Source organism: Streptomyces sp. MRC013, from assembly GCF_023614235.1.
GTDB lineage: Bacteria > Actinomycetota > Actinomycetes > Streptomycetales > Streptomycetaceae > Streptomyces.
The window spans coordinates 5,221,619-5,241,299 of the sequence record NZ_CP094264.1 but is presented as its reverse complement, the minus strand read 5'-3'; the positions used below and the strand labels follow the sequence as shown (position 1 = coordinate 5,241,299).

General features: G+C 74.8%; 11 protein-coding genes and 5 pseudogenes. 8 read left to right on the top strand and 8 right to left on the bottom strand.

Going from position 1 to position 19,681, the window contains the following annotated elements; genetic code table 11:
• Positions 1 to 41: 41 nt before the first annotated feature.
• A pseudogene (locus LUW75_RS23815) lies at positions 42 to 1,247 on the top strand (IS4 family transposase); the annotation flags it as partial.
• A gap of 243 nt (positions 1,248 to 1,490) precedes the next feature.
• Here the strand turns inward: LUW75_RS23815 and LUW75_RS23810 are convergent.
• Positions 1,491 to 4,340 (bottom strand): annotated as a pseudogene (locus LUW75_RS23810) (HAMP domain-containing protein); the annotation flags it as partial.
• A gap of 1,123 nt (positions 4,341 to 5,463) precedes the next feature.
• Here LUW75_RS23810 and LUW75_RS23805 point away from each other — a divergent pair.
• Positions 5,464 to 6,966 carry an MFS transporter gene (locus LUW75_RS23805; protein ID WP_250337442.1) on the top strand — a complete coding sequence of 501 codons (1,503 nt, stop codon included), beginning with the start codon at positions 5,464 to 5,466 and terminating at the stop codon, positions 6,964 to 6,966.
• Between the two features lie 115 nt (positions 6,967 to 7,081).
• Here the strand turns inward: LUW75_RS23805 and LUW75_RS23800 are convergent.
• The 3 genes and pseudogenes from LUW75_RS23800 to LUW75_RS25075 all read right to left on the bottom strand — a co-directional run.
• Positions 7,082 to 7,663 (bottom strand): annotated as a pseudogene (locus LUW75_RS23800) (TIGR03086 family metal-binding protein); the annotation flags it as partial.
• Positions 7,664 to 7,756: 93 nt separating this feature from the next.
• On the bottom strand, positions 7,757 to 8,122 hold the full coding sequence (locus tag LUW75_RS25080) for a LysR substrate-binding domain-containing protein (protein ID WP_462933809.1): 366 nt from the start codon (positions 8,120 to 8,122) through the stop codon (positions 7,757 to 7,759).
• 404 nt (positions 8,123 to 8,526) lie between these two features.
• Positions 8,527 to 8,592, bottom strand: a pseudogene (locus LUW75_RS25075) (hypothetical protein); the annotation flags it as partial.
• Between the two features lie 186 nt (positions 8,593 to 8,778).
• On the opposite strand from LUW75_RS25075, the gene LUW75_RS23790 reads away from it, so the two are divergent.
• The 3 genes from LUW75_RS23790 (at position 8,779) to LUW75_RS23780 (ending at position 12,967) form a co-directional block, all read left to right on the top strand.
• Positions 8,779 to 9,813, top strand: a complete 1,035-nt coding sequence (locus tag LUW75_RS23790; RefSeq protein WP_250337440.1) for a YncE family protein — start codon at positions 8,779 to 8,781, stop codon at positions 9,811 to 9,813.
• Positions 9,814 to 10,320: 507 nt separating this feature from the next.
• Positions 10,321 to 10,824 (top strand): metallophosphoesterase family protein, encoded by a 504-nt coding sequence (locus LUW75_RS23785; protein ID WP_250337439.1) that lies wholly within the window; start codon positions 10,321 to 10,323, stop codon positions 10,822 to 10,824.
• Between the two features lie 220 nt (positions 10,825 to 11,044).
• Positions 11,045 to 12,967, top strand: a complete 1,923-nt coding sequence (locus tag LUW75_RS23780) for a protein-arginine deiminase domain-containing protein (protein ID WP_250337438.1) — start codon at positions 11,045 to 11,047, stop codon at positions 12,965 to 12,967.
• A gap of 149 nt (positions 12,968 to 13,116) precedes the next feature.
• Here LUW75_RS23780 and LUW75_RS23775 read toward each other — a convergent pair whose 3' ends face one another.
• Both LUW75_RS23775 and LUW75_RS23770 read right to left on the bottom strand, forming a co-directional pair.
• Positions 13,117 to 13,392 carry a helix-turn-helix domain-containing protein gene (locus LUW75_RS23775; RefSeq protein ID WP_250337437.1) on the bottom strand — a complete coding sequence of 92 codons (276 nt, stop codon included), beginning with the start codon at positions 13,390 to 13,392 and terminating at the stop codon, positions 13,117 to 13,119.
• Positions 13,392 to 13,889: a DUF2975 domain-containing protein gene (locus LUW75_RS23770; protein ID WP_250337436.1), complete on the bottom strand. Its 498-nt coding sequence runs from the start codon at positions 13,887 to 13,889 to the stop codon at positions 13,392 to 13,394. Before LUW75_RS23770 ends, LUW75_RS23775 begins: the two co-directional genes overlap by 1 nt.
• Before the next feature lie 516 nt (positions 13,890 to 14,405).
• Here LUW75_RS23770 and LUW75_RS23765 point away from each other — a divergent pair.
• Positions 14,406 to 15,061, top strand: a pseudogene (locus LUW75_RS23765) (class I SAM-dependent methyltransferase).
• A gap of 292 nt (positions 15,062 to 15,353) precedes the next feature.
• On the opposite strand, the gene LUW75_RS23760 reads toward LUW75_RS23765, so the two are convergent.
• Positions 15,354 to 16,034 carry an NUDIX hydrolase gene (locus LUW75_RS23760; RefSeq protein WP_250337435.1) on the bottom strand — a complete coding sequence of 227 codons (681 nt, stop codon included), beginning with the start codon at positions 16,032 to 16,034 and terminating at the stop codon, positions 15,354 to 15,356.
• 784 nt (positions 16,035 to 16,818) lie between these two features.
• Complete coding sequence (locus LUW75_RS23755; protein ID WP_250337781.1) at positions 16,819 to 17,169, bottom strand: ArsR/SmtB family transcription factor; 351 nt, start codon at positions 17,167 to 17,169, stop codon at positions 16,819 to 16,821.
• 129 nt (positions 17,170 to 17,298) lie between these two features.
• Between LUW75_RS23755 and LUW75_RS23750 the strand changes: the two genes are divergently transcribed.
• Together LUW75_RS23750 and LUW75_RS23745 are read left to right on the top strand one after the other, a co-directional pair.
• Positions 17,299 to 18,381, top strand: coding sequence for an NADH:flavin oxidoreductase/NADH oxidase (locus LUW75_RS23750; RefSeq protein ID WP_250337434.1), 1,083 nt, complete (start codon positions 17,299 to 17,301; stop codon positions 18,379 to 18,381).
• Between the two features lie 331 nt (positions 18,382 to 18,712).
• Complete coding sequence (locus LUW75_RS23745; protein ID WP_250337433.1) at positions 18,713 to 19,450, top strand: S1 family peptidase; 738 nt, start codon at positions 18,713 to 18,715, stop codon at positions 19,448 to 19,450.
• Positions 19,451 to 19,681 lie beyond the last annotated feature (231 nt).

Here is a 19,681-nt window from a genome sequence, read left to right as displayed (position 1 = left end):
AGACTTCAAGTCGGTAGGATGTCTGGTCGGGAGGTGCTGAGATGCCGCGGCCGGGACAGGTTAAGCCGGAGACGGATGAGCGGCTGTCGGATCGCATTGCGGTCGGGCTGCTGACGAGGTCATTTCCGCCGGAGTTGGTGGACAGGGTTGTGGCCGAGTGCGGCCGGTCCGGTCAGCGCAACCGGTTGCTGCCGCCCCGCGTGGTGGTCTACTTCGTGCTGGCGATGTGCTTGTTCTCCGGCCAGGGCTATGAAGAGGTCGCCCGGTTGCTGACGCATGGGCTGGCATGGGTGAAGCGCTGGTCAGGGTCCTGGAACGTGCCGACCACGGCGGCGATCTCACGGGCCCGCGCGAGACTTGGCCCCGAGCCCTTGAAGGCCCTGTTCGCCGAGGTGGCCCGGCCTCTGGCGGCGGAGTCGTCGCCGGGGGCCTTCTACCGCAGTTGGCGGGTGATGGCCGTCGACGGCACGGTGTTCGACGTGCCGGACAGCGAGGAGAACGCCGCTTACTTCGGGCGCCCCACAACACATCGCACCGAGCGGTGTGCGTTCCCGCAGGTACGGGTGGTGGCGCTGGCCGAGTGCGGCACTCACGCCATCACCGCCGCCGCGCTGGGACCTCGCACGGTGTCCGAACCCGTACTGGCCCGGCAGGTGCTCGGCAGCCTGGGGGCGGGTGACCTGCTGCTGGCCGACCGCGGTTTCACCGGCCTGGAGCTGTGGCGGGCCGCGGCGGCCGGCGGAGCGGACCTGCTGTGGCGCGTCCGCGCCCACCAGGTGCTGCCCGTGCGCGAGGAGCTGCCCGACGGCTCTTACCTGTCCGAGATCGTCGCAGCCAAGGACCATCGCAAGCGAGCTGATCCGGAAGTGGTGCGGGTCATCGAGTACACGCTGGAGGATCCCGGCAGGCCCGGTCCGGAAGCCCCCTACCGCCTGATCACCACGGTCCTCGACTCCAAGGCCGCCCCGGCGACGGAGCTGGCCGCCCTCTACCAGGAACGGTGGGAGTTCGAAAACGCGCTGGACGAGCTGAAGACGCACCAGCGCGGGCCCGCCGAGGTCCTGCGTTCACGGTCACCCGGCGGGGTCGAGCAGGAAGTCTGGGGTCACCTGCTTGTTCATCACGCCATTCGCGCGCTCATGCACGACGCCGCCGAAGCGGCCGGCCTCGACCCCGACAGGCTGTCCTTCACCCGCACCATCCGCCTCGCGCGCCGCCAGGTCACCGCGCAGGCGGCCTTTTCCCCTGACCACCTCGCGGCGGCGCTGGCCCACGGACTCGACGAAATAGCGGCCCGGCTCTTACCGCCGCGACGCCGACGCACCAACCCCCGCGTCGTCAAACGCAAGATGTCCAACTTCGGCGTCAAACGCGACGAGCACCGCACGTGGCCCCAGCCCACCCGCGACCCGGACGACGCCGTAACCATCGCCCCCCACTGGCGCACCGCCCCTATTACCTCATCCTCCAAGGCCAGACGCGTCCGGAATCCTTAAGTCACTGGTATTGGGGTTAATGTCCATCTTCCCCGCCTCGACCTTCGACAGGTCCAGGATGTCGTTGATCAGCTGGAGCAGGTCGGAGCCGGCCGAGTGGATGATGCCCGCGTACTCGACCTGCTTCGGCGTCAGGTTGCGCGTGGGGTTCTGGGCGAGCAGTTGGGCGAGGATGAGGAGGCTGTTGAGCGGGGTGCGCAGTTCGTGGCTCATGTTGGCCAGGAACTCGGACTTGTACTTCGAGGCGAGGGACAGCTGCTGGGCCCGTGCCTCCAGTTCCTGGCGGGCCTGCTCGATCTCCAGGTTCTTGCGCTCGATGTCGCGGTTGCGGTCGGCGAGGAGCGCCGCCTTCTCCTCCAGCTCCGCGTTGGACCGCTGCAGCTCCTCCTGCTGGACCTGGAGCTCCTCGGAGCGCGCCTGGAGTTCCGACGCCAGCCGCTGGGACTCCTCCAGCAGCTCGTCGGTGCGCGCGTTGGCGACGATGGTGTTGACGTTGACGCCGAGCATCTCCATCAGCTGCTCGAGGAAGTCGCGGTGGACCGCGGTGAAGGGGCTGAACGAGGCCAGCTCGATGACGCCGAGGACCTGGTCCTCGACCAGGATCGGCAGGACGATCACGCTGCCCGGCGCCATCTCCCCCAGGCCGCAGGTGATGCTGATGTACTGGCCCGGCACGCCCTCGGCGACGATGGTGCGCCGGCTCAGGGCCGCCTGGCCCACCAGGGCCTCGCCCATGCGGAAGCGGTCGGGGCCCTTGCCGCCCACCGGGCGGCCGTACGAACCGACGAGCCGCAGCTCCGGGTCCCCGGCCGAGTCGTCCGCCAGGTAGAAGGCGCCGTACTGGGCCGACACGAGCGGCGTCAGCTCCTCCATGACCAGCCCGGCCACGGTGGCGAGGTCGCGGTGCCCCTGCATCAGGCCCGAGATGTGGGCGAGGCTCGTCTTGAGCCAGTCCTGTTCCTCGTTGGTGCGCGTGGTCTCGCGCAGGGACTCCACCATCGCGTTGATGTTGTCCTTGAGCTGGGCGACCTCGCCGGACGCCTCGACGGTGATGGACCGCGTCAGATCGCCCTCGGCGACGGCGCTGGCGACCTCCGCGATGGCGCGGACCTGCCGGGTGAGGTTGCCGGCCAGCTCGTTGACGTTCTCCGTCAGGCGCTTCCAGGTGCCGGAGACGCCCTCCACCTCGGCCTGGCCGCCGAGCCGGCCCTCGCTGCCGACCTCCCGGGCGACGCGGGTCACCTCGGCGGCGAAGGAGGACAGCTGGTCGACCATCGTGTTGATGGTCGTCTTGAGTTCGAGGATCTCGCCGCGCGCGTCGACGTCGATCTTCTTCGACAGGTCGCCGTTGGCGACGGCGGTCGTGACGAGGGCGATGTTGCGGACCTGGCCGGTGAGGTTGTTCGCCATCGAGTTGACGTTGTCGGTGAGGTCCTTCCAGGTGCCGGCGACGTTCGGCACTCTCGCCTGGCCTCCGAGGATGCCCTCGGTGCCCACCTCGCGGGCGACGCGGGTCACCTCGTCCGCGAACGCGGAGAGGGTGTCGACCATCGTGTTGATGACGCCGGCGAGCGCGGCGACCTCGCCCTTCGCCTCGACCGTGATCTTCTGCGACAGGTCGCCGCGCGCCACGGCCGTGGCGACCTGGGCGATCGACCGCACCTGCCCGGTGAGGTTGGACGCCATCACGTTGACGTTGTCGGTGAGGTCCTTCCAGGTGCCCGACACGCCCCGGACGGTGGCCTGGCCGCCGAGGTTGCCCTCGGTGCCCACCTCGCGCGCGACACGGGTCACCTCGTCCGCGAACGCGGACAGCTGGTCGACCATCGTGTTGATGGTCTCCTTCAGGGCGAGGATCTCGCCCCGGGCGTCCACCCGGATCTTCTGCGACAGGTCGCCGCGGGCCACGGCGGTGGTGACCTCGGCGATGGAGCGGACCTGGGCGGTGAGGTTGTCCGCCATGACGTTGACGGACTCGGTGAGGTCCTTCCAGGTGCCGGAGACGCCCTTGACGTCGGCCTGGCCGCCCAGCCTGCCCTCGGTGCCCACCTCGCGCGCGACACGGGTCACCTCGTCCGCGAACGCGGACAGCTGGTCGACCATCGTGTTGATGGTGTTCTTCAGCTCCAGAATCTCGCCCCGGGCGTCCACGTCGATCTTCTGCGACAGGTCGCCCTTGGCCACCGCCGTCGCCACCTGCGCGATGGAGCGCACCTGCGAGGTGAGGTTGCCGGCCATGAAGTTCACCGAGTCGGTCAGGTCGCGCCAGGTGCCGGAGACGCCCTTGACGTCGGCCTGGCCGCCCAGCCTGCCCTCGGTGCCCACCTCGCGCGCGACACGGGTCACCTCGTCCGCGAAGCCGGACAGCTGGTCGACCATCGTGTTGATGGTGTTCTTCAGCTCCAGGATCTCGCCCCGGGCGTCCACGTCGATCTTCTGCGACAGGTCGCCCTTGGCCACCGCCGTCGCCACCTGCGCGATGTCGCGGACCTGGGTCGTGAGGTTGCCCGCCATGGCGTTGACGGAGTCGGTCAGGTCCGCCCAGGTGCCGGAGACCCCCGGCACCACCGCCTGGCCGCCCAGCGTGCCCTCCGTACCCACCTCGCGGGCGACGCGGGTCACCTCGGACGTGAACAGCGCCAGCTGGTCGACCATGCCGTTGAAGACGGTGGCGATCTCGCCGAGGAGGCCGTCCGCCCCCTCGGGCAGGCGCGTCCCGAAGTCGCCGTCCCGCACCGCCGTCAGTCCGGCCAGCAGTCCGCGCAGCTCCGGTTCGCCCACCGCACCGGTCTGGCGCGTGCGTGACCGCGGCACGGGGCGGGGGTTGTCGCCTGTCTCAGCCATGACCATCCTCGTTAGCGCTGCCTGGGCCCGACAGGATGCCCCCGCGAACCTTTGTCATGCGGCAAATGCGGCCAGCCTACCGTGTCGTACGCACGCCCAGGGAATCGATCGGCCCGCCCCGCGGGCGCCCTGCGGCCCGCTCGCGTGCCCCCGTTCCCGGCGGGTCCGGGGCCCGCCGGGAACGGGGGCGGTGCCCGCGGTGCCGCGGCCGGACCGCGCCGCCCGCCCCGGCGCCGCGACCGCCCGCGGAGGGCCGCGTCCCCGGGCCGCCGCGCGACGGAAAGACGGGGTTGCGGCGCGGGCGGGCGTCCCGTCGCCGGCGGTGCGCTCCCGTCCCGGGCGTTGCGGTGCGGGACCGGTGCCCGAGCCGGCTACGCGTGACCGGGAGTGCACTGGTGGACGTGAAGCCCCCACCGCCCCCCGCGCGGGTCCGGCGGTGTCGCCGCCGGGGTGGCGGGCGAGGTCGTCGAGTTGCCGGAGACGTTCTGGGAGCACGGCCGCGAGGCGGTCTTCCCCGTCCCCGTCCCGGCGACCCGGCCGAGGGCGCTGTACGCGCTGGAGCGGGAGGACGGGATCAACCCCCCGCACGCCCAGCGGGCCGCTGGGGTCCGCCCCCTTCCCGGTGAGCCGCCTGTGCGACCGGCTCGAGGCCCTGGGCTTCGTCGAGAAGCCGCCGAACTCAGTCAGCCGCCGGAAGCTGGAACTGCGTCCGACGGCCCCGGCGAAGGCCTGCCTCGGCGAGCTGCGTGCCCGCCGGGGGGAGGACGCTCACCGCGGCCCTCGCCGCCGTGCAGCCGTCGGTCCGCGCGGCGCTGCCGGAGGGACTGCACGGCTTCCGCGCCTCGCTGGAGGCGGTCCGGCCGGTACGCCGCCCGGCGGGCCCGGACTGCGGGGCGCGGGGCCCACCTGGGCCCGGCGGTCCCGGTGCCCCGGGCGGTCGCCGGGCCCACCGCCGCACGGCGGCCCCGGCCGGCCCAGGGGCCCGGGCCGGTGCGCACCCGGCCGGGGCCGGGCGGGCTCCCCGGCGCCCGGCCGCAGGACTCCCCCGGCGCCTTCCGCGAGCCGTTTCCGGCAGGGGGGCCGGGGGTAGGCGGATGCGGCTTCTCACTCGCGGAGGTGACCCATGGCGCAGGACGGGCGGTCCCCGGACGGGACCCTCACGACGCGGGTGCCCGCCCGCCTGGACCGGCTGCCGTGGTCGCGGTGGCACTGGATGGTCGTGATCGGGCTCGGCACGGTGTGGATCCTCGACGGGCTCGAGGTCACCATCGTGGGCAACATGGCCGCCCGTCTCTCGGAGGAGGGCAGCGGACTGGCCATCAGCAGCGCCCAGGTGACGGGCGTCGCCGCGGCCCTCTACGTGGCGGGCGCCTGCACCGGCGCCCTCCTCTTCGGCTGGCTCACCGACCGCTACGGCCGCAAGAAGCTGTTTCTGATCACCCTGGCCGTCTACCTGGGGGCGACCGCGCTGACGGCCCTGTCGTACTCGTCCTGGTGGTTCTTCGTCTTCCGCTTCCTCACCGGCATGGGCATCGGCGGCGAGTACGCGGCGATCAACTCCGCCGTCGACGAGCTGATCCCCAGCAAGTACCGCGGCCGGGTGGACCTGATCATCAACGGCAGCTTCTGGCTGGGCGCCCTGGGCGGTTCGCTGCTCTCGGTCGTCCTGCTGGACACCGACGTCCTCCCCAGGGACGTGGGCTGGCGGGTCTCGTTCGGCCTCGGCGTGGTCCTCGGCCTGGGCGTGCTGCTCGTACGGCGGCACGTGCCGGAGAGCCCGCGCTGGATGTTCCTGCACGGCCGCGCCGAGGAGGCCGAGCGGATCGTCGCCGACGTGGAGCGGCAGGTGGAGCGGGAGACCGGCGGGCCGCTGCCGGAACCCGCCGGGCCGATCACGGTCAAGCGGCGGCACAGCGTCGGCTTCGGGCAGATCGCCCGGACGCTGGTGCGGACGTACCCCCGCCGCGCGGTGCTGGGCTTCGCGCTCTTCGTCGGGCAGGCGTTCCTCTACAACGCCGTCACCTTCGGTTTCGGCGCCATCCTGGCGACCTTCTACGACGTGCCCAGCGGATCGACGGGGTACTTCTTCGCGGTGATCGCGCTGGGCAACTTCCTCGGCCCGCTGCTGCTGGGGCACCTCTTCGACACCTGGGGGCGGCGCCCCATGATCGCCGGGACGTACCTGCTCTCCGGGGGGCTGCTGTTCGCCACCGCCTGGCTGTTCGGGCGGGGGCACCTCACCGCGACGACGCTGACGGCGTGCTGGTGCGCGGTGCTGTTCTTCGCCTCGGCGGGCGCCAGCTCGGCGTACCTGACGGTGAGTGAGATCTTCCCCATGGAGACCCGCGCCATGGCCATCGCGTTCTTCTACGCGGTCGGCACCGCGGCCGGCGGCGTCTCCGGCCCGCTGATCTTCGCGGGCCTGACCGGGAGCGGCGCGGTCGCCGACACGGTGCTCGCCTTCTGCCTGGGCGCGGCCGTGATGGTGGCGGGCGGCCTGGTCGCGCTCTTCCTCGCCGTGCCGGCCGAGCGCAGGTCCCTGGAGGACATCGCGACCCCGCTCTCCGTCCACGGCTCGCCGGCGGCGGACGGCGGGGCCGCCCGCGCGGTGCCGCTGCGGAACTGAGCCGGTACGGAGCGGGCGGGCCGGCGGCGCGGCGGGGCCCGGTCTGCGGGCGGGCCGGCACCGCCGGGCGGCCGGCGTACGGGCGGACGTCCGCGTCCGCCCGGCGGCCTCACTCCGGCCGCGTCCACCCCGGATCCCGCCCGGTCAGCGCCAGCAGCCGGTCCCAGGCGGACGCCCCGGAACCGCCGCCGGGCAGCGGGTGCTCCTCACCGAAGGCGCCCATCCTCCGCCCGGCCGGGGCCAGTTGCGCGAACACCGCCAGCAGGTCGTCGACCACCGCCGGATCGGGCGTGTAGTCCTGGCCGGTGGCACGCGCCAGGTCCCAGGCGTGGATGACGAGGTCGCCGAGGACCATGCGCCCGACCACCTTCGCCGGCAGGTCCATCGTCCCCGTCGTCCCGTCCTCGGCTCCGGGTGCCGCCCACGCGTCCACCAGCGCGGCGGTCTCGGCGGCGAAGGCGCCGCGCCAGTCGGCGCGCGCGGTCACGGGCTCCGGCTCGGCGGAGAAGTCGGGGGCCTTCTTCGCGGCGAGCAGCTGGAAGTTGACCACCACGTGGAACAGGTGGTCCAGGAGCCGGCGGGCGTCGTACTCGCCGCACGGGGTCGGGTCGGCGAGGCGTCCGTCCGGGACGGCGCGTATGACCGGGAGGGACCGGTCCGCCGCCGCGCGGAGCAGGTCGCTGAGGGAGTGCGTCATGCGGAGGAGCGTAGCGGCGGGCGCCCCGGCGGGCCCGGAGGGGGTACCGCGCCGGCCGCCGGCGGGGAGGCGGCCCGGGCCCCGGCGGGCGGCTCACTCCGGCCAGGCCTCACGCACCCTGTCGCGGAGCCACAGGTGCGCCGGGTCGGCGTCGTTGCGCGGGTGCCAGGCCATGGCCACCTCCAGCGCGGGCAGCGGCAGCGGCACCTCGAAGGTGCGCAGCCCCAGGGCGTCCGGCCAGTGACCCGCGATGCCCTGGGGGGTCAGGCACACCAGGTCGGTGTCCCGGCACAGCAGGAGGGCCACCGCGAGGTTCGGCGCCACCGCCGCGATCCGGCGGTGCAGGCCCCGTTCGGCGAGCGCCTCGTCGACCGGGCCGCGCACCCGCCCCCTGCGGGAGACCCCGATGTGCGCCGCGGCCGCGAAGGCCCGGACGGTGGGCCGTGCGGCGTCCGCCAGGGGTGCCCCCGGCGGACCACACCCAGCATGCGCGCCTGCCCGAGGGGTTCGGTCCGCACCTCGGGCCCGGTGTCCTCGACCACCCCCACCTCCAGGTCGACCGTCCCGTCGCGCAGGGCGTCGGGGCCCTCCAGCGCCTCGGTCAGGAACCGCAGGGTCACGCCGGGGGCCCGGTGGGCGACCGCCGCGAGCAGCCGGGGCGCGACGCGCCCCAGCAGCGGGTCGGCCGCCTGGACGGCGAAGGTCCGCGTGAAGGCCGCCGGGTCGGCCTCCGGGCGGGGTGCGAGGAGTCCCCGCGCCTCCCGCACCAGGGCCGCGACCCGGGGCCGCAGTTCCACGGCGAGCGGGGTGGGGACCAGGCGCCGCCCGGCCCGTACGAGCACGGGGTCGCCGAGTGCGCCGCGGATCCGGCCCAGGGTGCGGCTCATCGCGGGCGCCGACAGGTGCAGTCGGCGGGCGGCGCCGGTCACGCTGCCCTCCTCCAGCAGGGCGTCCAGTGCCACCAGCAGGTTCAGGTCGAGCGACTCCACGGTGTGACTCCGATCACGGTCCGGTACGGCTCCGTCGGTCGCCGCCACGTTCTTTGCGCACGACGCAACGTCACCTTGCCCAGGTTTCACTGGAGTCGTCCGCCCGGACCGCCGCAGGGTGGCGGCATGAGACGCGTTCCGCACGACCAGCTCGCCGTCGTCAGCCAGAGCGGCCCCACCGTGACGTTCTTCGACGCCGCCGCCCACGAGCCCCTGGAGGTCCTGGAGGTCCCCGGCGAACCCCACGAACTCTGCTTCGACCCCCGGCGGCGGCTGCTCTACTGCACGGTCACCTACCGGTCCGGCTACTACCACGCCCACACCGGCCGGGCCCGCGAACTGGTGGTGATCGACCCCGACGCCCACCGGGTCGTCGAGGTCCTGGACCTCTCGCCCGAGGAGGCCCCGCACGGCGTCCTCACCGACCCCGTGCGCGATCTGCTCTGGGTCAGCGTGGAAGGGGAACCCGGCGCGCTGGTCGCCGTGGACCCGGTGACCCGCAGGACCGTCCGGCGGATACCCGTCGGCGCGCCCGGCCCGCACTGGTTCGTCCTCACCCCCGACGGGCGGCACGCGTACACCTCGAACAAGGAGGCGCCCTTCGTGACCGTCGTGGACCTGGCCACCGGTCGCGAGGAGGACCGCGTCCCGGTGCCGGGCAGCGAGGGCATCGCCGTGTCCCCGGACGGAGGGCACGTGTACGTGGCGGCGCCCAAGGGCGACTTCGGCGCGGCCCCGGCCGTGCGCGGCGCGGGAGTGCGCGTGATCGACACGCGGACCCGGCGGGTAGTGCGCACCCTGCCCGCGGACGGCCTCGTCTTCCCGGTGCACGTCACCTCCCGGGGCCGGGTGCTCGCCGGCGAACTGCGCTTCGCGGCGGCGGGGCCGAGGCCGGGCGGCTCCGGGCTGGGCGCGCAGGCTCCGGGCCTGCTGCGCGTCCACGCGCCGGATCGGGGACACGCGCCGGCCGCGGTGCCCGTCGGGGCGTTCCCCCTGACCATCGCCTCGTCGCCGGACGGGCGGTACGGCTACGTCTCGGCCGTCGTGTCCAGCACCGTGACGGTGGTGGACCTGGAGGCCCTCGAGGCGGTCGCCGTGCTGGAGGTCCCCAGGGCCGGCGAACCGGGCGCCCACGGCCTGGCGTACGTACCGGCGCGATGAGCCCTTCCGTACGCACCGGGCGTCGGCCCGCGCATCCGCGGCGGGTTCGGCCCCGCCGCGGATGCGCGGCCCGGCGCCGGGAGCGCCCGCCCGGCGGGCCGCCGGGCGGGCGCTCCCGGAACGGGCCGGGTGAGGTCGCCGACTTCCCCCGCGCCACCGAGCCGGGGCCCGCCGAGCGGACCGTGCTCGACCGAGGGACGACCCTACGGCGCGACCAGGGCTACCCCTGCGCGTCACCGCCGCCCCCGCTCCCCACCGCCAGCCCCTCGCCCGCTGCCTGCCTCTCGACGGCGGCCAGGGCGCCCCGGCGGTCCCGGCCCAACGCAGGCCCGACGCGAATACGAGGCCCGGATCAGCGCGCTCGCGCCGACCGGACCATGGTCGTTCTCACTGACAACCGCTGTACCGATGGTCCCCGAGGCCGGCCTCGGGGAACCGGGCCTCCTGGTCACCGGGGCAGCGGGGTGCCGCGCCTGCGGCGGCCCTGCGGCCCGTTACCGTCGGCCCATGGAGCTGCTGCTGACGTCCGACACCCACGTGCCCTCGCGCGCCAAGGTGCTGCCGCGCGAGTTGCTCGACCTGGTGCCGGCCGTGGACGTCGTGGTCCACGCGGGCGACTGGGTCGACACGGCCACGCTCGACCTGCTGGAGGCGCGTGCGCGCCGGCTGGTGGCGGTGTACGGCAACAACGACGGCCCGGACCTGCGGGCGCGGCTGCCGGAGGTGGCGTACGCGGAGCTGGGGGGAGTGCGGCTGGCCGTGGTGCACGAGACCGGCGCGGCACGGGGGCGCGAGCGGCGCTGCGTCGAACGGTTTCCCGAGACGGACCTGCTCGTTTTCGGCCACAGCCACATTCCCTGGGACTCCACGGCCGGCGGCCGGCTGCGGCTGCTGAACCCCGGCTCGCCGACCGACCGGCGGCGCCAGCCGCACCGCACGTACATGACGGCGCGGATCTCGTCCGGCCGGCTGGCCGAGGTGCGTCTGCACCGGCTGCCGCACGCCGTGTAGCCGGTCCCCGCCACCGCCCGCCCTCCGACGCCCGCCGTCCGCCGGCCGACGCACCGCGCGGGGCACGGGTGTGCGGTCGCCGCCGCGCGGCGCCGGGCACCCGTGCACCCACGGGCGGGATCCGGCCGATCGGCGGTCGCCCCGCGCACCCCGCGCAACGCGGGTGCGCCGTACGCCCTCTACCGGCTCGGAACCATCGACTCTCACGAAGGGACACACGGTGCGTACGAGCCACACGCGGCGCGCGACACTCGCCCTGTCCGTCATCGCGGCCATCCTCGCCCCTGCCGCGCCCGCCGCCGCGGCCGAGCCGCAGCCCCGGGCGGACCTGCGCGCGGACGTGGACCGGGACGGCCGGGTGGACGTCGCCGGGGCGACGGACGACGCGGGCGAGGACACCTGGACTCCGGCGCGCGGCGCGGTCCTCCTCCCCAACATCGACGACGACGCGACGCGCTGCCCGACGACGGACCCGCACGGCGGGCCCCTGTCGGACGCGCGGCTCGCGGCCTGCAACGACGCCTCCGACACGAAGGTAAACGGCACCCCCGACGCCCGCGACCTGGCGCGTGTGCGCTCCGTACCGATGAAGGGCCTGTCCGCGTCGGCGAGCGGGACCCTGCGGGTCGTCGGCGGCGCCAGGAGCACGAGGGTGTTCGTCAGGCGCGGCACGGGCTGGGAGTGGGTGACCGCCGCCACGCGCCTGACGGCCGCCGAGCTGAGGGCCGGTGTGGAGTTCGGCGTGGAGGCCACCGACGTCGTACGGGACCCCGCGCTCTGGGGCGGCCGCGCCGTCCTCCGCCTCACCGTCGCCTCCGGCGCCTCCTCGACCTCCGACGACGTCACGCTCCGCGCGGCTCCCCTGCTCACGCACCACCACCTGCAGGACGCCCGGCGGATCCTCGTCACGAGACTGCCGGGGACGGACCCGTTCTCCCGCCGGCAGCGGGCGTTCGTGCGGGAGCTGGCCGAAGAGGTCCGGGCGGCCGGCGTCGGCGGTCCGCCGTTCACCTTCGACGGGTACGAGGACATCTGGACGCAGAACTTCGTCGAGCCCGGGTACGTGAGCATGGCCGGTCCCGGGGGCCGCCCCCAGTTCATCCGGGTCATGCTGCGCTCGGCGCAGCCGGACCGGCCGTCCGGCCGGGAGCTGTTCGAGCGGATGCGCGGCAAGGGCGTCGGCGTCGTCCAGGTCTCGGGGGTCCGCGAGTCGGAGGAGTGGACCCTGAACTCGATGGGCAACCTGGAGACCATCCCGCCGTACACCCACGCCGGGCGCGCCTTCCCCGCCGGCCGCGTCATCATGGGCGAGCGCCGCGACGACGGTTCGAAGCCGGCGCTCGCGATGCGCACGCTCCTGCGGGCCCAGGGCCTGCAGGACCCGCTGTTCCTGGACACCTCGTGGCTGCACGTGGGGCACGTCGACGAGTTCGTCCAGTTCCTGCCCGCGCCGGGCACGCCGCGCGGATGGCGGATCGGCGTCGCGGACCCGGAGGCGGGACTGAAGCTGCTGCGGGACGCGCAGGAGGCGGGGCACGGCGGGACGCGGATGTTCTCCGTGCCGGGGAGCGGGGACCTGCCCGCGCCCAGGGAGACCATCGACCAGGCGCTCGGCTCGAAGTGGCTGGTCGCCGACAACACGATGGCCGCGCGGCGCATCAGGGCCAATCTGGAGGTCCTCAAGCGGGAGACGGGCGTGACGGACGCCGAGGTGATCCGGGTGCCCGCGCTGTACACGCGCGGCACGGAGCAGGGCGAGCGCGGCGACCGCGTGCCGCGACTGATGCGCCTGGGCGCCGGGGGCGTGCCGGAGGCGATCCGCCGGTACGGGCAGCAGAAGCGGCTCACGCGCACGGGGGACCGCGTGGCGGGACCGGGCTCGGCCGTGCTGACGAGCGCCTACGTGCCGGGCGCGGTGAACGGCGTGCTGATGGGCCGCGACCGGTACCTGGCCCCCAGGCAGTGGGGGCCGGTCATCGGGGGCGAGGACGTGTTCACCGCCGCCGTCACCGCCGCGTACACCCGCGCCGGGCTGAAGGTCTCGTACATCGACGACTGGGAGACGTACCACCTCGGAATGGGCGAGGTGCACTGCGGTACCAACACCCTGCGAGACGCCTCCGGGCCCTGGTGGAAGCGGTAGGACGGGCCGACGCCCCGTCACCCCCGCCCGCGGACCGGGGACCGAGCGGACCGCGGGCGGGCGCCGGGCGCTCCGGGCCGGGAACCGGACGGGCGCGTCACGCCCCGCCGTCGCGCCGGACCCGCCGGGGGCGTGACGCCGGACCGGTGTCACGCCCCGGACGCTCCCCCGTCCTCACCGGTCTCGCCGACTCGGACGGCCTGGTCGGTCCGGCCGGTCCGGTCGGCCTCCCAGCGCAGCAGATCCCCGGGCTGGCAGTCGAGTGCCTCGCAGAGCGCGGCGAGCGTGGCGAAGCGCACCGCCTTGGCCCGGCCGTTCTTGAGGACCGCCAGGTTGGCGGGGGTGATCCCGACGCGCTCCGCGAGCTCGCCCACGGACATCTTCCGCCTGGCCAGCATCACGTCGATGTCGACGGCGATCGGCATCAGATGACCTCTTCCAGTTCGGCCCGCATCCGCGCCGCCTCGGCGTCGCGCGCGACGGCCTGGGCCAGCAGCATCCGCAGCACCAGCACGACGAGTGCGACCCCCAGGGCGGCCACGCCCACCCCTCCGACGAGCAGTACCACGCCCGGGGGGACCGCCTCACCCGGTGCCAGGACGACTCCGAGCCCGAACACGAGGAGGGCGGCCGCCGCCGTCGCGCCGATCACGACGTGCACGTAGCGGAAGGCCGCGTGGGAGAACACGGTTCCGCGTCGCACCATCGTCACCAGCCGCCACACACAGACCAGGACGACCTGGGCCGCCACCATCCCCAGGAGCACGATCGCGACGATCGGGACGCGCAGGTGCCCCAGTTCCCCGCCGCTCTCCTCCAGGTCGACGGCGAGCAGCGGGACCATCACCGCCTGTACGAGGACCGATCCCGTGAGCAGTGCCGCGATCACGGCGCGCAACGCCAGCACCGGCAGGTTTCCCATGACTCTCCCTCTCGATCGAAATGCGATAGGAAACTATCGATATTCGATAGGTTCAGCAAGTGGTCAGGAGAAGTCGTCGGATCGGGGGGTCGCGAGGGACGAGGGACGGGAGCGGTCCCGGAGGGCGGCGCGCGTACGCGCCCGCGGCCGCCGAGCGGGGCCGGGCGGAAGGCGGAACCTCTCCCGGGGCCGGCGGGGAGCGGCGCGCGGCGTGGCGGTCGGCGTCCAGCGGTACGCCCCGGGGACCGCGGCGGCCCCCGGCGCCGAACGCCGCTCCGCCGACCGGCCCCCTTCCCGCCGCAGCACGCCCGCCGCCGACCGCCGGAGCGGTTCGGACGTCGTGGACAGCGACCCCCCTTCGCCGCCGCACGCCGGTGGTCGCCGCCGGGCACCCCCTCATCCGCGTACCCCTCGACCTGACGGTCGGGGCCGTCCGCACCGGCCCCTCCCCCACCGTCGGCACGATCCGCCACGGCGGCGGCCCCCGCTGTCGGTGCCGGCCGGGAGGATCGGCGGATGACGAACCCCGCCGCCGCCATCGCCGCCTACTGGGACGCCGCCGCCCCGGACTTCGACGACGAGCCCGATCACGGCCTCAGGGCCGCCGAGACCCGTGCCGCATGGGCGGCTCTGCTGACCGCCTGGCTCCCGCCCCGTCCAGTGGACGTGCTGGACGTCGGCTGCGGCACCGGGTCGCTCTCCGAACTGGTCGCCGGAGCGGGGCACCGGGTGACCGGAGTGGACCTGGCGCCGCGGATGGTCCGGGCCGCCCGCGCCAAGCTGGCGGCCGCCGGTCTTCCGGGCCGGTTCCTGGTGGGTGATGCCACCGAGCCGCCCACCGGCCAGGAGGAGTTCGACGTCCTGCTCTCCCGCCACCTGGTGTGGACCCTGCCCGACCCGCACGCCGCCCTGCGGGAGTGGACCGCCCGCCTCCGCCCCGGCGGCCTCCTCGTCCTCGTCGAAGGGCGCTGGCGCGAAGCCGGACAGCGCGCGGTGCCCTACGTCGCCGGCGCCGACACCCTGCCCTGGCACCGCGGGTCACCGCCGACGACCTGGCCGCCGCGGTACGCCCGCTCGTCGGCGACCTGCGCATCCGGCGTCTCAGTACGGACCCCGCCCTGTGGGGCCGCCCGGTCGACGACGAACGCTACGCCCTGATCGCGCGGACCTGACCGCCCCGCCCCCACCCGCACGCCCGGCTCCCGCGCGGCGGCCCCCGGTTCCTCCGGCGTCGGGGGCCCTCGGTCCTGCCGCGGCGACCCGGCGCCCCTGGGCCCGGACACCGCGGCGGACGGCTCCTCGACGTCCGGCCTTCCGTTTTCCGTGCCGTCGCCGTTCGCCGCACTCCGGTGTCGCGCGGCCTCCGTGCCCGCGCCGTCGGGCCGTCGACGCGGGTGATGCCGATGGAGGCGGTGCGGATTCCCCTGCGGCCGCGGTGGCCCCGCCGCTTTCGTGCCGAGGAGGTCACCGCGTGAAGTACCGGTCGACGGTCTGGGCCAGGTGGTCCGCGGACGGCCCCGGGGCGATGGCTCTCCCGGCCGCGGGCACGAGGGCGATCCCGTCGAGCTCCGGCACGGTGCCGCCTCCGACGGGGCACGAGCCCGCGTGCAGGTGGCGCACGCGTGCGCTGGGCGTCACGGGGGCGAGGAGGTGGAAGCCGAGGCTTCCGAACCGCCGGCCGCGGGTGACCCCCCGCAACCGCAGTCTTTCCGCGTCGAGTCGCACCCCCGTCTCCTCGGCCAGTTCACGGGCGGCGTGCCGCCGCAGCACCTCCGTGTCCAGGGGTTCCCCGGCCGGCGGCGGTTCGGCTGTGCCGCCGGGCAGGGTCCAGCGGCCGGGCGCCGCGGTGACGGGTGACCCCCGTCCGATCACGAGGCCGCTCCCGGTGGGCACGAGGGCGGTGACGAAGAGGGAGCCGGGGACCTGCCCGGCCGGCCGCAGGCGGCGCAGCGCGCGGTACCGGTACGTCATCGTCGCCCACCGCACCGCCGACGGCCCTGGCCCGACGCGGTCGGTACCGAGGGCGACGACCAGCGGTCCGTCGAATGCGGCGGGGTTGAGCGCGCGGGTTTCCGTCCAGAGGCGGTCGATTCCGCCGCGTTCCCACGGCGTGAGGTCGGGTGGCGGGCATTGGGTGAACCTCACGTCGGGGTCGAGGAACTCCAGTGCGGCAGGCTCCGGCGTGTACGTGCCTTCCGGTCAGGATGGTGCGAAGGACGTGGACCGGGCCTCCTTTCGACCCGTCGGCCGCACCGGGGCCAGGGGCGGCTCTGAGACGCCCCCCGGGCCGCTGGAAGCCCGATTCCGCGGGGGACGGCCGGGCCGACGGCCCGTCCCCTCCCCTTCGCCCCACCGGGTTTCGCAGGCGTTCGGTACGCGTGGTCGCGGAGCCCTGCCCAACCGCCTCGTCCGGTACACCGCGGTGAAGGCGGCCGCCGTGAAACCGGGCGCCGGTGTCGCCGAGACGGCGCGGCCCGGGGTCGGCAGGGGGCGGGGCCGACACCTGGTCAGCGTTCCGGGGTGGCCTGGGAGGAGGCCGGGGAGACCAAGCCGTCGAGGACCGGGAACGCCGGGCCGCGGAAGGCCGGCGTCTCCCGGAGAAGTACCGGCGTGTCCGCTGCCGTACCGGACCGAGTACCGGGCACTCCCCTGAAGCGGGGGCGCCGCGTCGCCTTCGGCGAGGGCCGCGGGAAACCGGGGCCGCGGTGAACGCGGCCGCAGGCCGGGAAGCCCGTTTCCCGCGGGGACGGTCCGGCGGGCGGCGGCGCGGCCGAACGCGAAGGCACGTGCTCCCCGCCCGCGGCGGCACGCCACCCACTCGCGGTCCGCGCCTCCCGCCCGGGAGGGGCGTCCCCACGCCGGTGGTGGAGGACGTCCCGGCCCGGTGGCACCGGGCCGGGCGGGAGCCACGCGGTCGCCCCGCGGCGGGCTACGAGCCGGCGGGGCGGGCGGACTGCGCCTCGGCGGCGGCCAGGACGGCGTCCAGGAGGCCGGGGAAGAGCGTGTCGAGGTCGTCGCGGCGCAGGGCGTTCATCTTGGCGGTGCCCCGGTAGGTCTGGCGGATGACGCCGGCCTCCCGCAGCACGCGGAAGTGGTGGGTGCCGGTCGACTTGGTGACGGGCAGGTCCACGTGCGAGCAGGCGACCTCCGCCCCGGCCACGGCCAGTTCGCGGACGACCCTCAGCCGCATCGGGTCGGAGAGCGCGTGGAGCACGCCTTCGAGCCGGATCTCGTCGCGCGGGGGGTGGACGAGCTCGCGCGGGCCGGCCGCGGCGGTCACACGGGTCACGAAGGGCTCCAGACTCGTCGGGTGCCTTCATTGTACGAGGAGCCTCGTAGTTTGACGCATGGCGTATTACGATGACCATCGTACGAATCGTATCCGGCACCGCCCCGAATGGAGTCCGTCGTGAGCGCGCTCTTCGAACCCCTCACCCTCCGGTCGCTGACCGTCCCCAACCGCGTCTGGATGGCGCCGATGTGCCAGTACAGCGCCGAGGCGTCCGGGCCGCGGGCGGGCGTGGCGGGCGACTGGCACTTCGCCCACTACGCGGCCCGCGCCACCGGCGGCACCGGACTGATCCTGCTGGAGGCGACCGCGGTCTCCCCCGAGGGCCGGATCAGCCCGCACGACCTCGGGATCTGGAACGGCGCCCAGGCCGCAGCGCTGCGCCGGATCACCGGGTTCCTCAAGGAGCAGGGGACGGTTCCGGGCATCCAGATCGCCCACGCCGGCCGCAAGGCGTCCACCGACCGCCCCTGGAAGGGCGGTGCCCCGGTGGGCGCCGCCGGGCAGGGGTGGCGGCCGGTCGCCCCGAGCCCGGTGCCGTTCACCGGGGGCCACCCGGTACCGGAGGAGCTGTCCCCGGACCGGATCCGGTCCGTCGTCGGGCAGTTCGCGGCGGCGGCGCGGCGCGCCCTCGACGCGGGCTTCGAGGTCGTCGAGGTCCACGGTGCCCACGGCTACCTGATCGGCGAGTTCCTCTCCCCGCACAGCAACCGCCGCACCGACGCGTACGGCGGCTCCTTCGAGAACCGCACGCGCTTCCCGCTGGAGGTCGTCGATGCGGTGCGCGAGGTGTGGCCCGGGGAGCTGCCGCTGTTCTTCCGCGTCTCGGCCACCGACTGGCTGGAGGGGCGGGCGGGTTGGACGGCCGACGACACCGTGCGGTTCGCCGCCCTCCTCAAGGAGCGCGGCGTGGACCTGCTCGACGTGTCGAGCGGTGGAAACGCGCCGCGCGTGCGCATTCCGGTGGGCCCGGGCTACCAGGTACCGTTCGCCACGCGCGTGAGGGAGGAGGCGGGGCTGCCGGTCGCCGCGGTCGGACTGATCACCGAGGCCGAACAGGCGGAGAAGATCGTGGCCAACGGCGAGGCGGACGCGGTACTCCTCGGCCGCGAACTGCTGCGCAACCCGTCGTGGGCGCAGCAGGCGGCGCGCGGACTCGGCGGCGACGTGCACGTGCCGGACCAGTACCGCTGGTCGCTCTGACCCCGGCCGGCCCGCTCCGTCGCCGCGGGCCGGCCGGGCGCGCCGGGCAGTGGGCGCCCCCGCTCCGGTGCGCCGCCGCCCCGCGCCCGAACCGCGCGGACATCCGGTCGGCACACCGGTGAGTTGGCTGGAAGTCGCCCTCCCGGCGCCGATGTTCGGCCGGTTCCCGTACGAACCCCTTGTACCGGCGGCGGCCTGTCTGCCACATTCACCGCAGCCGTAATTGACATGCACGCGACAGGCTTACCCAACCTTCGCGTGCGTCCGCGCGCCGCACGGGCGTGCGGCGCGGTCCTCACGAAGGACCGTTCCCCCCACACAGGAGACCGACGTGCGAACCAGCAGACTGATCCCCGCGCTCGCAGCCACCGCCCTGGCGGTGCTGGGGCTCGCCCCCACCGCTACGGCCCAGCCGACGACCGCCAGCGCGCCCGCCCAGACGGCCCGGGTCGCCTCCGTCCAGCCCATCATCGGCGGCGGTTACGCCAACAGCGCGCCGTGGGCCGCCCGGCTGTTCTCCAACGGCCGGCAGACCTGCAGCGCCACCATCATCGCCCCGACCTGGATCCTGACCGCCAAGCACTGCGTGGTCAACGGCGGTCTGTCCTTCCGCATCGGCAGCCTCGACCAGACCCGCGGCGGCACGGTGGCCAACGGCGCGACCGTCCGGAACCACCCCTCGGCGGACCTCTCCCTGGTCAGGCTGGACCGCTCGGTGGCGGGCACGTACGCCCGCCTCGGCCAGCCGGGATCGGTCTCCGTGGGCCAGGCCGTCCAGGTCTACGGCTGGGGGGCGACCACCCAGAGCGGCTCCGAGATCGACTACCAGTCGCAGTACCTCAAGGTCGCCGACGTCTACGTCACCGGGGCCTGCCGCGACGCCTACGGCGGCTCGGCGATCTGCGCCCGCCGCGGCAACGGCATCACCGCGGGCGGCGACTCCGGCGGCCCGATGATGGCCAACGGCGCCCAGGTCGGCGTCGCCTCGACCAGCGACCGCCAGACCACCACCGCCTACACGAACGTGACCGCGTACCGCTCCTGGATCCAGAGCATCGCGGGCGTGTGATCCGTCCCTCCCCCTCCGTCCGTGCCCGCGCGGAGGGGGAGGCGCGGGGTGCGGGCCGGGCCGGGCCGCGCCGCCCCGGCGGGAGACGGCGGCCGGCCCGTCCGGCAGACACCCCCGGTAGGGCCCCCGGACCGAGAGGTCCGGGGGCCCTTCGGCGAGAAGGCCGCCTCGACGAGCCGCCGGTGGTCCGCTCCCCCGGTGCCCGGCGGCCGAAGGGGCGCACCCGGGCCG

What these genes read in the sequence shown, in the direction of transcription:
- LUW75_RS23805 (WP_250337442.1), top strand. Translation starts at nt 5,464, where the DNA reads ATGGCGCAGGACGGGCGGTCCCCGGACGGGACCCTCACGACGCGGGTG.
- LUW75_RS23790 (WP_250337440.1), top strand. Translation starts at nt 8,779, where the DNA reads ATGAGACGCGTTCCGCACGACCAGCTCGCCGTCGTCAGCCAGAGCGGC.
- LUW75_RS23785 (WP_250337439.1), top strand. Translation starts at nt 10,321, where the DNA reads ATGGAGCTGCTGCTGACGTCCGACACCCACGTGCCCTCGCGCGCCAAG.
- LUW75_RS23775 (WP_250337437.1), bottom strand. Translation starts at nt 13,392, where the DNA reads ATGCCGATCGCCGTCGACATCGACGTGATGCTGGCCAGGCGGAAGATG.
- LUW75_RS23770 (WP_250337436.1), bottom strand. Translation starts at nt 13,889, where the DNA reads ATGGGAAACCTGCCGGTGCTGGCGTTGCGCGCCGTGATCGCGGCACTG.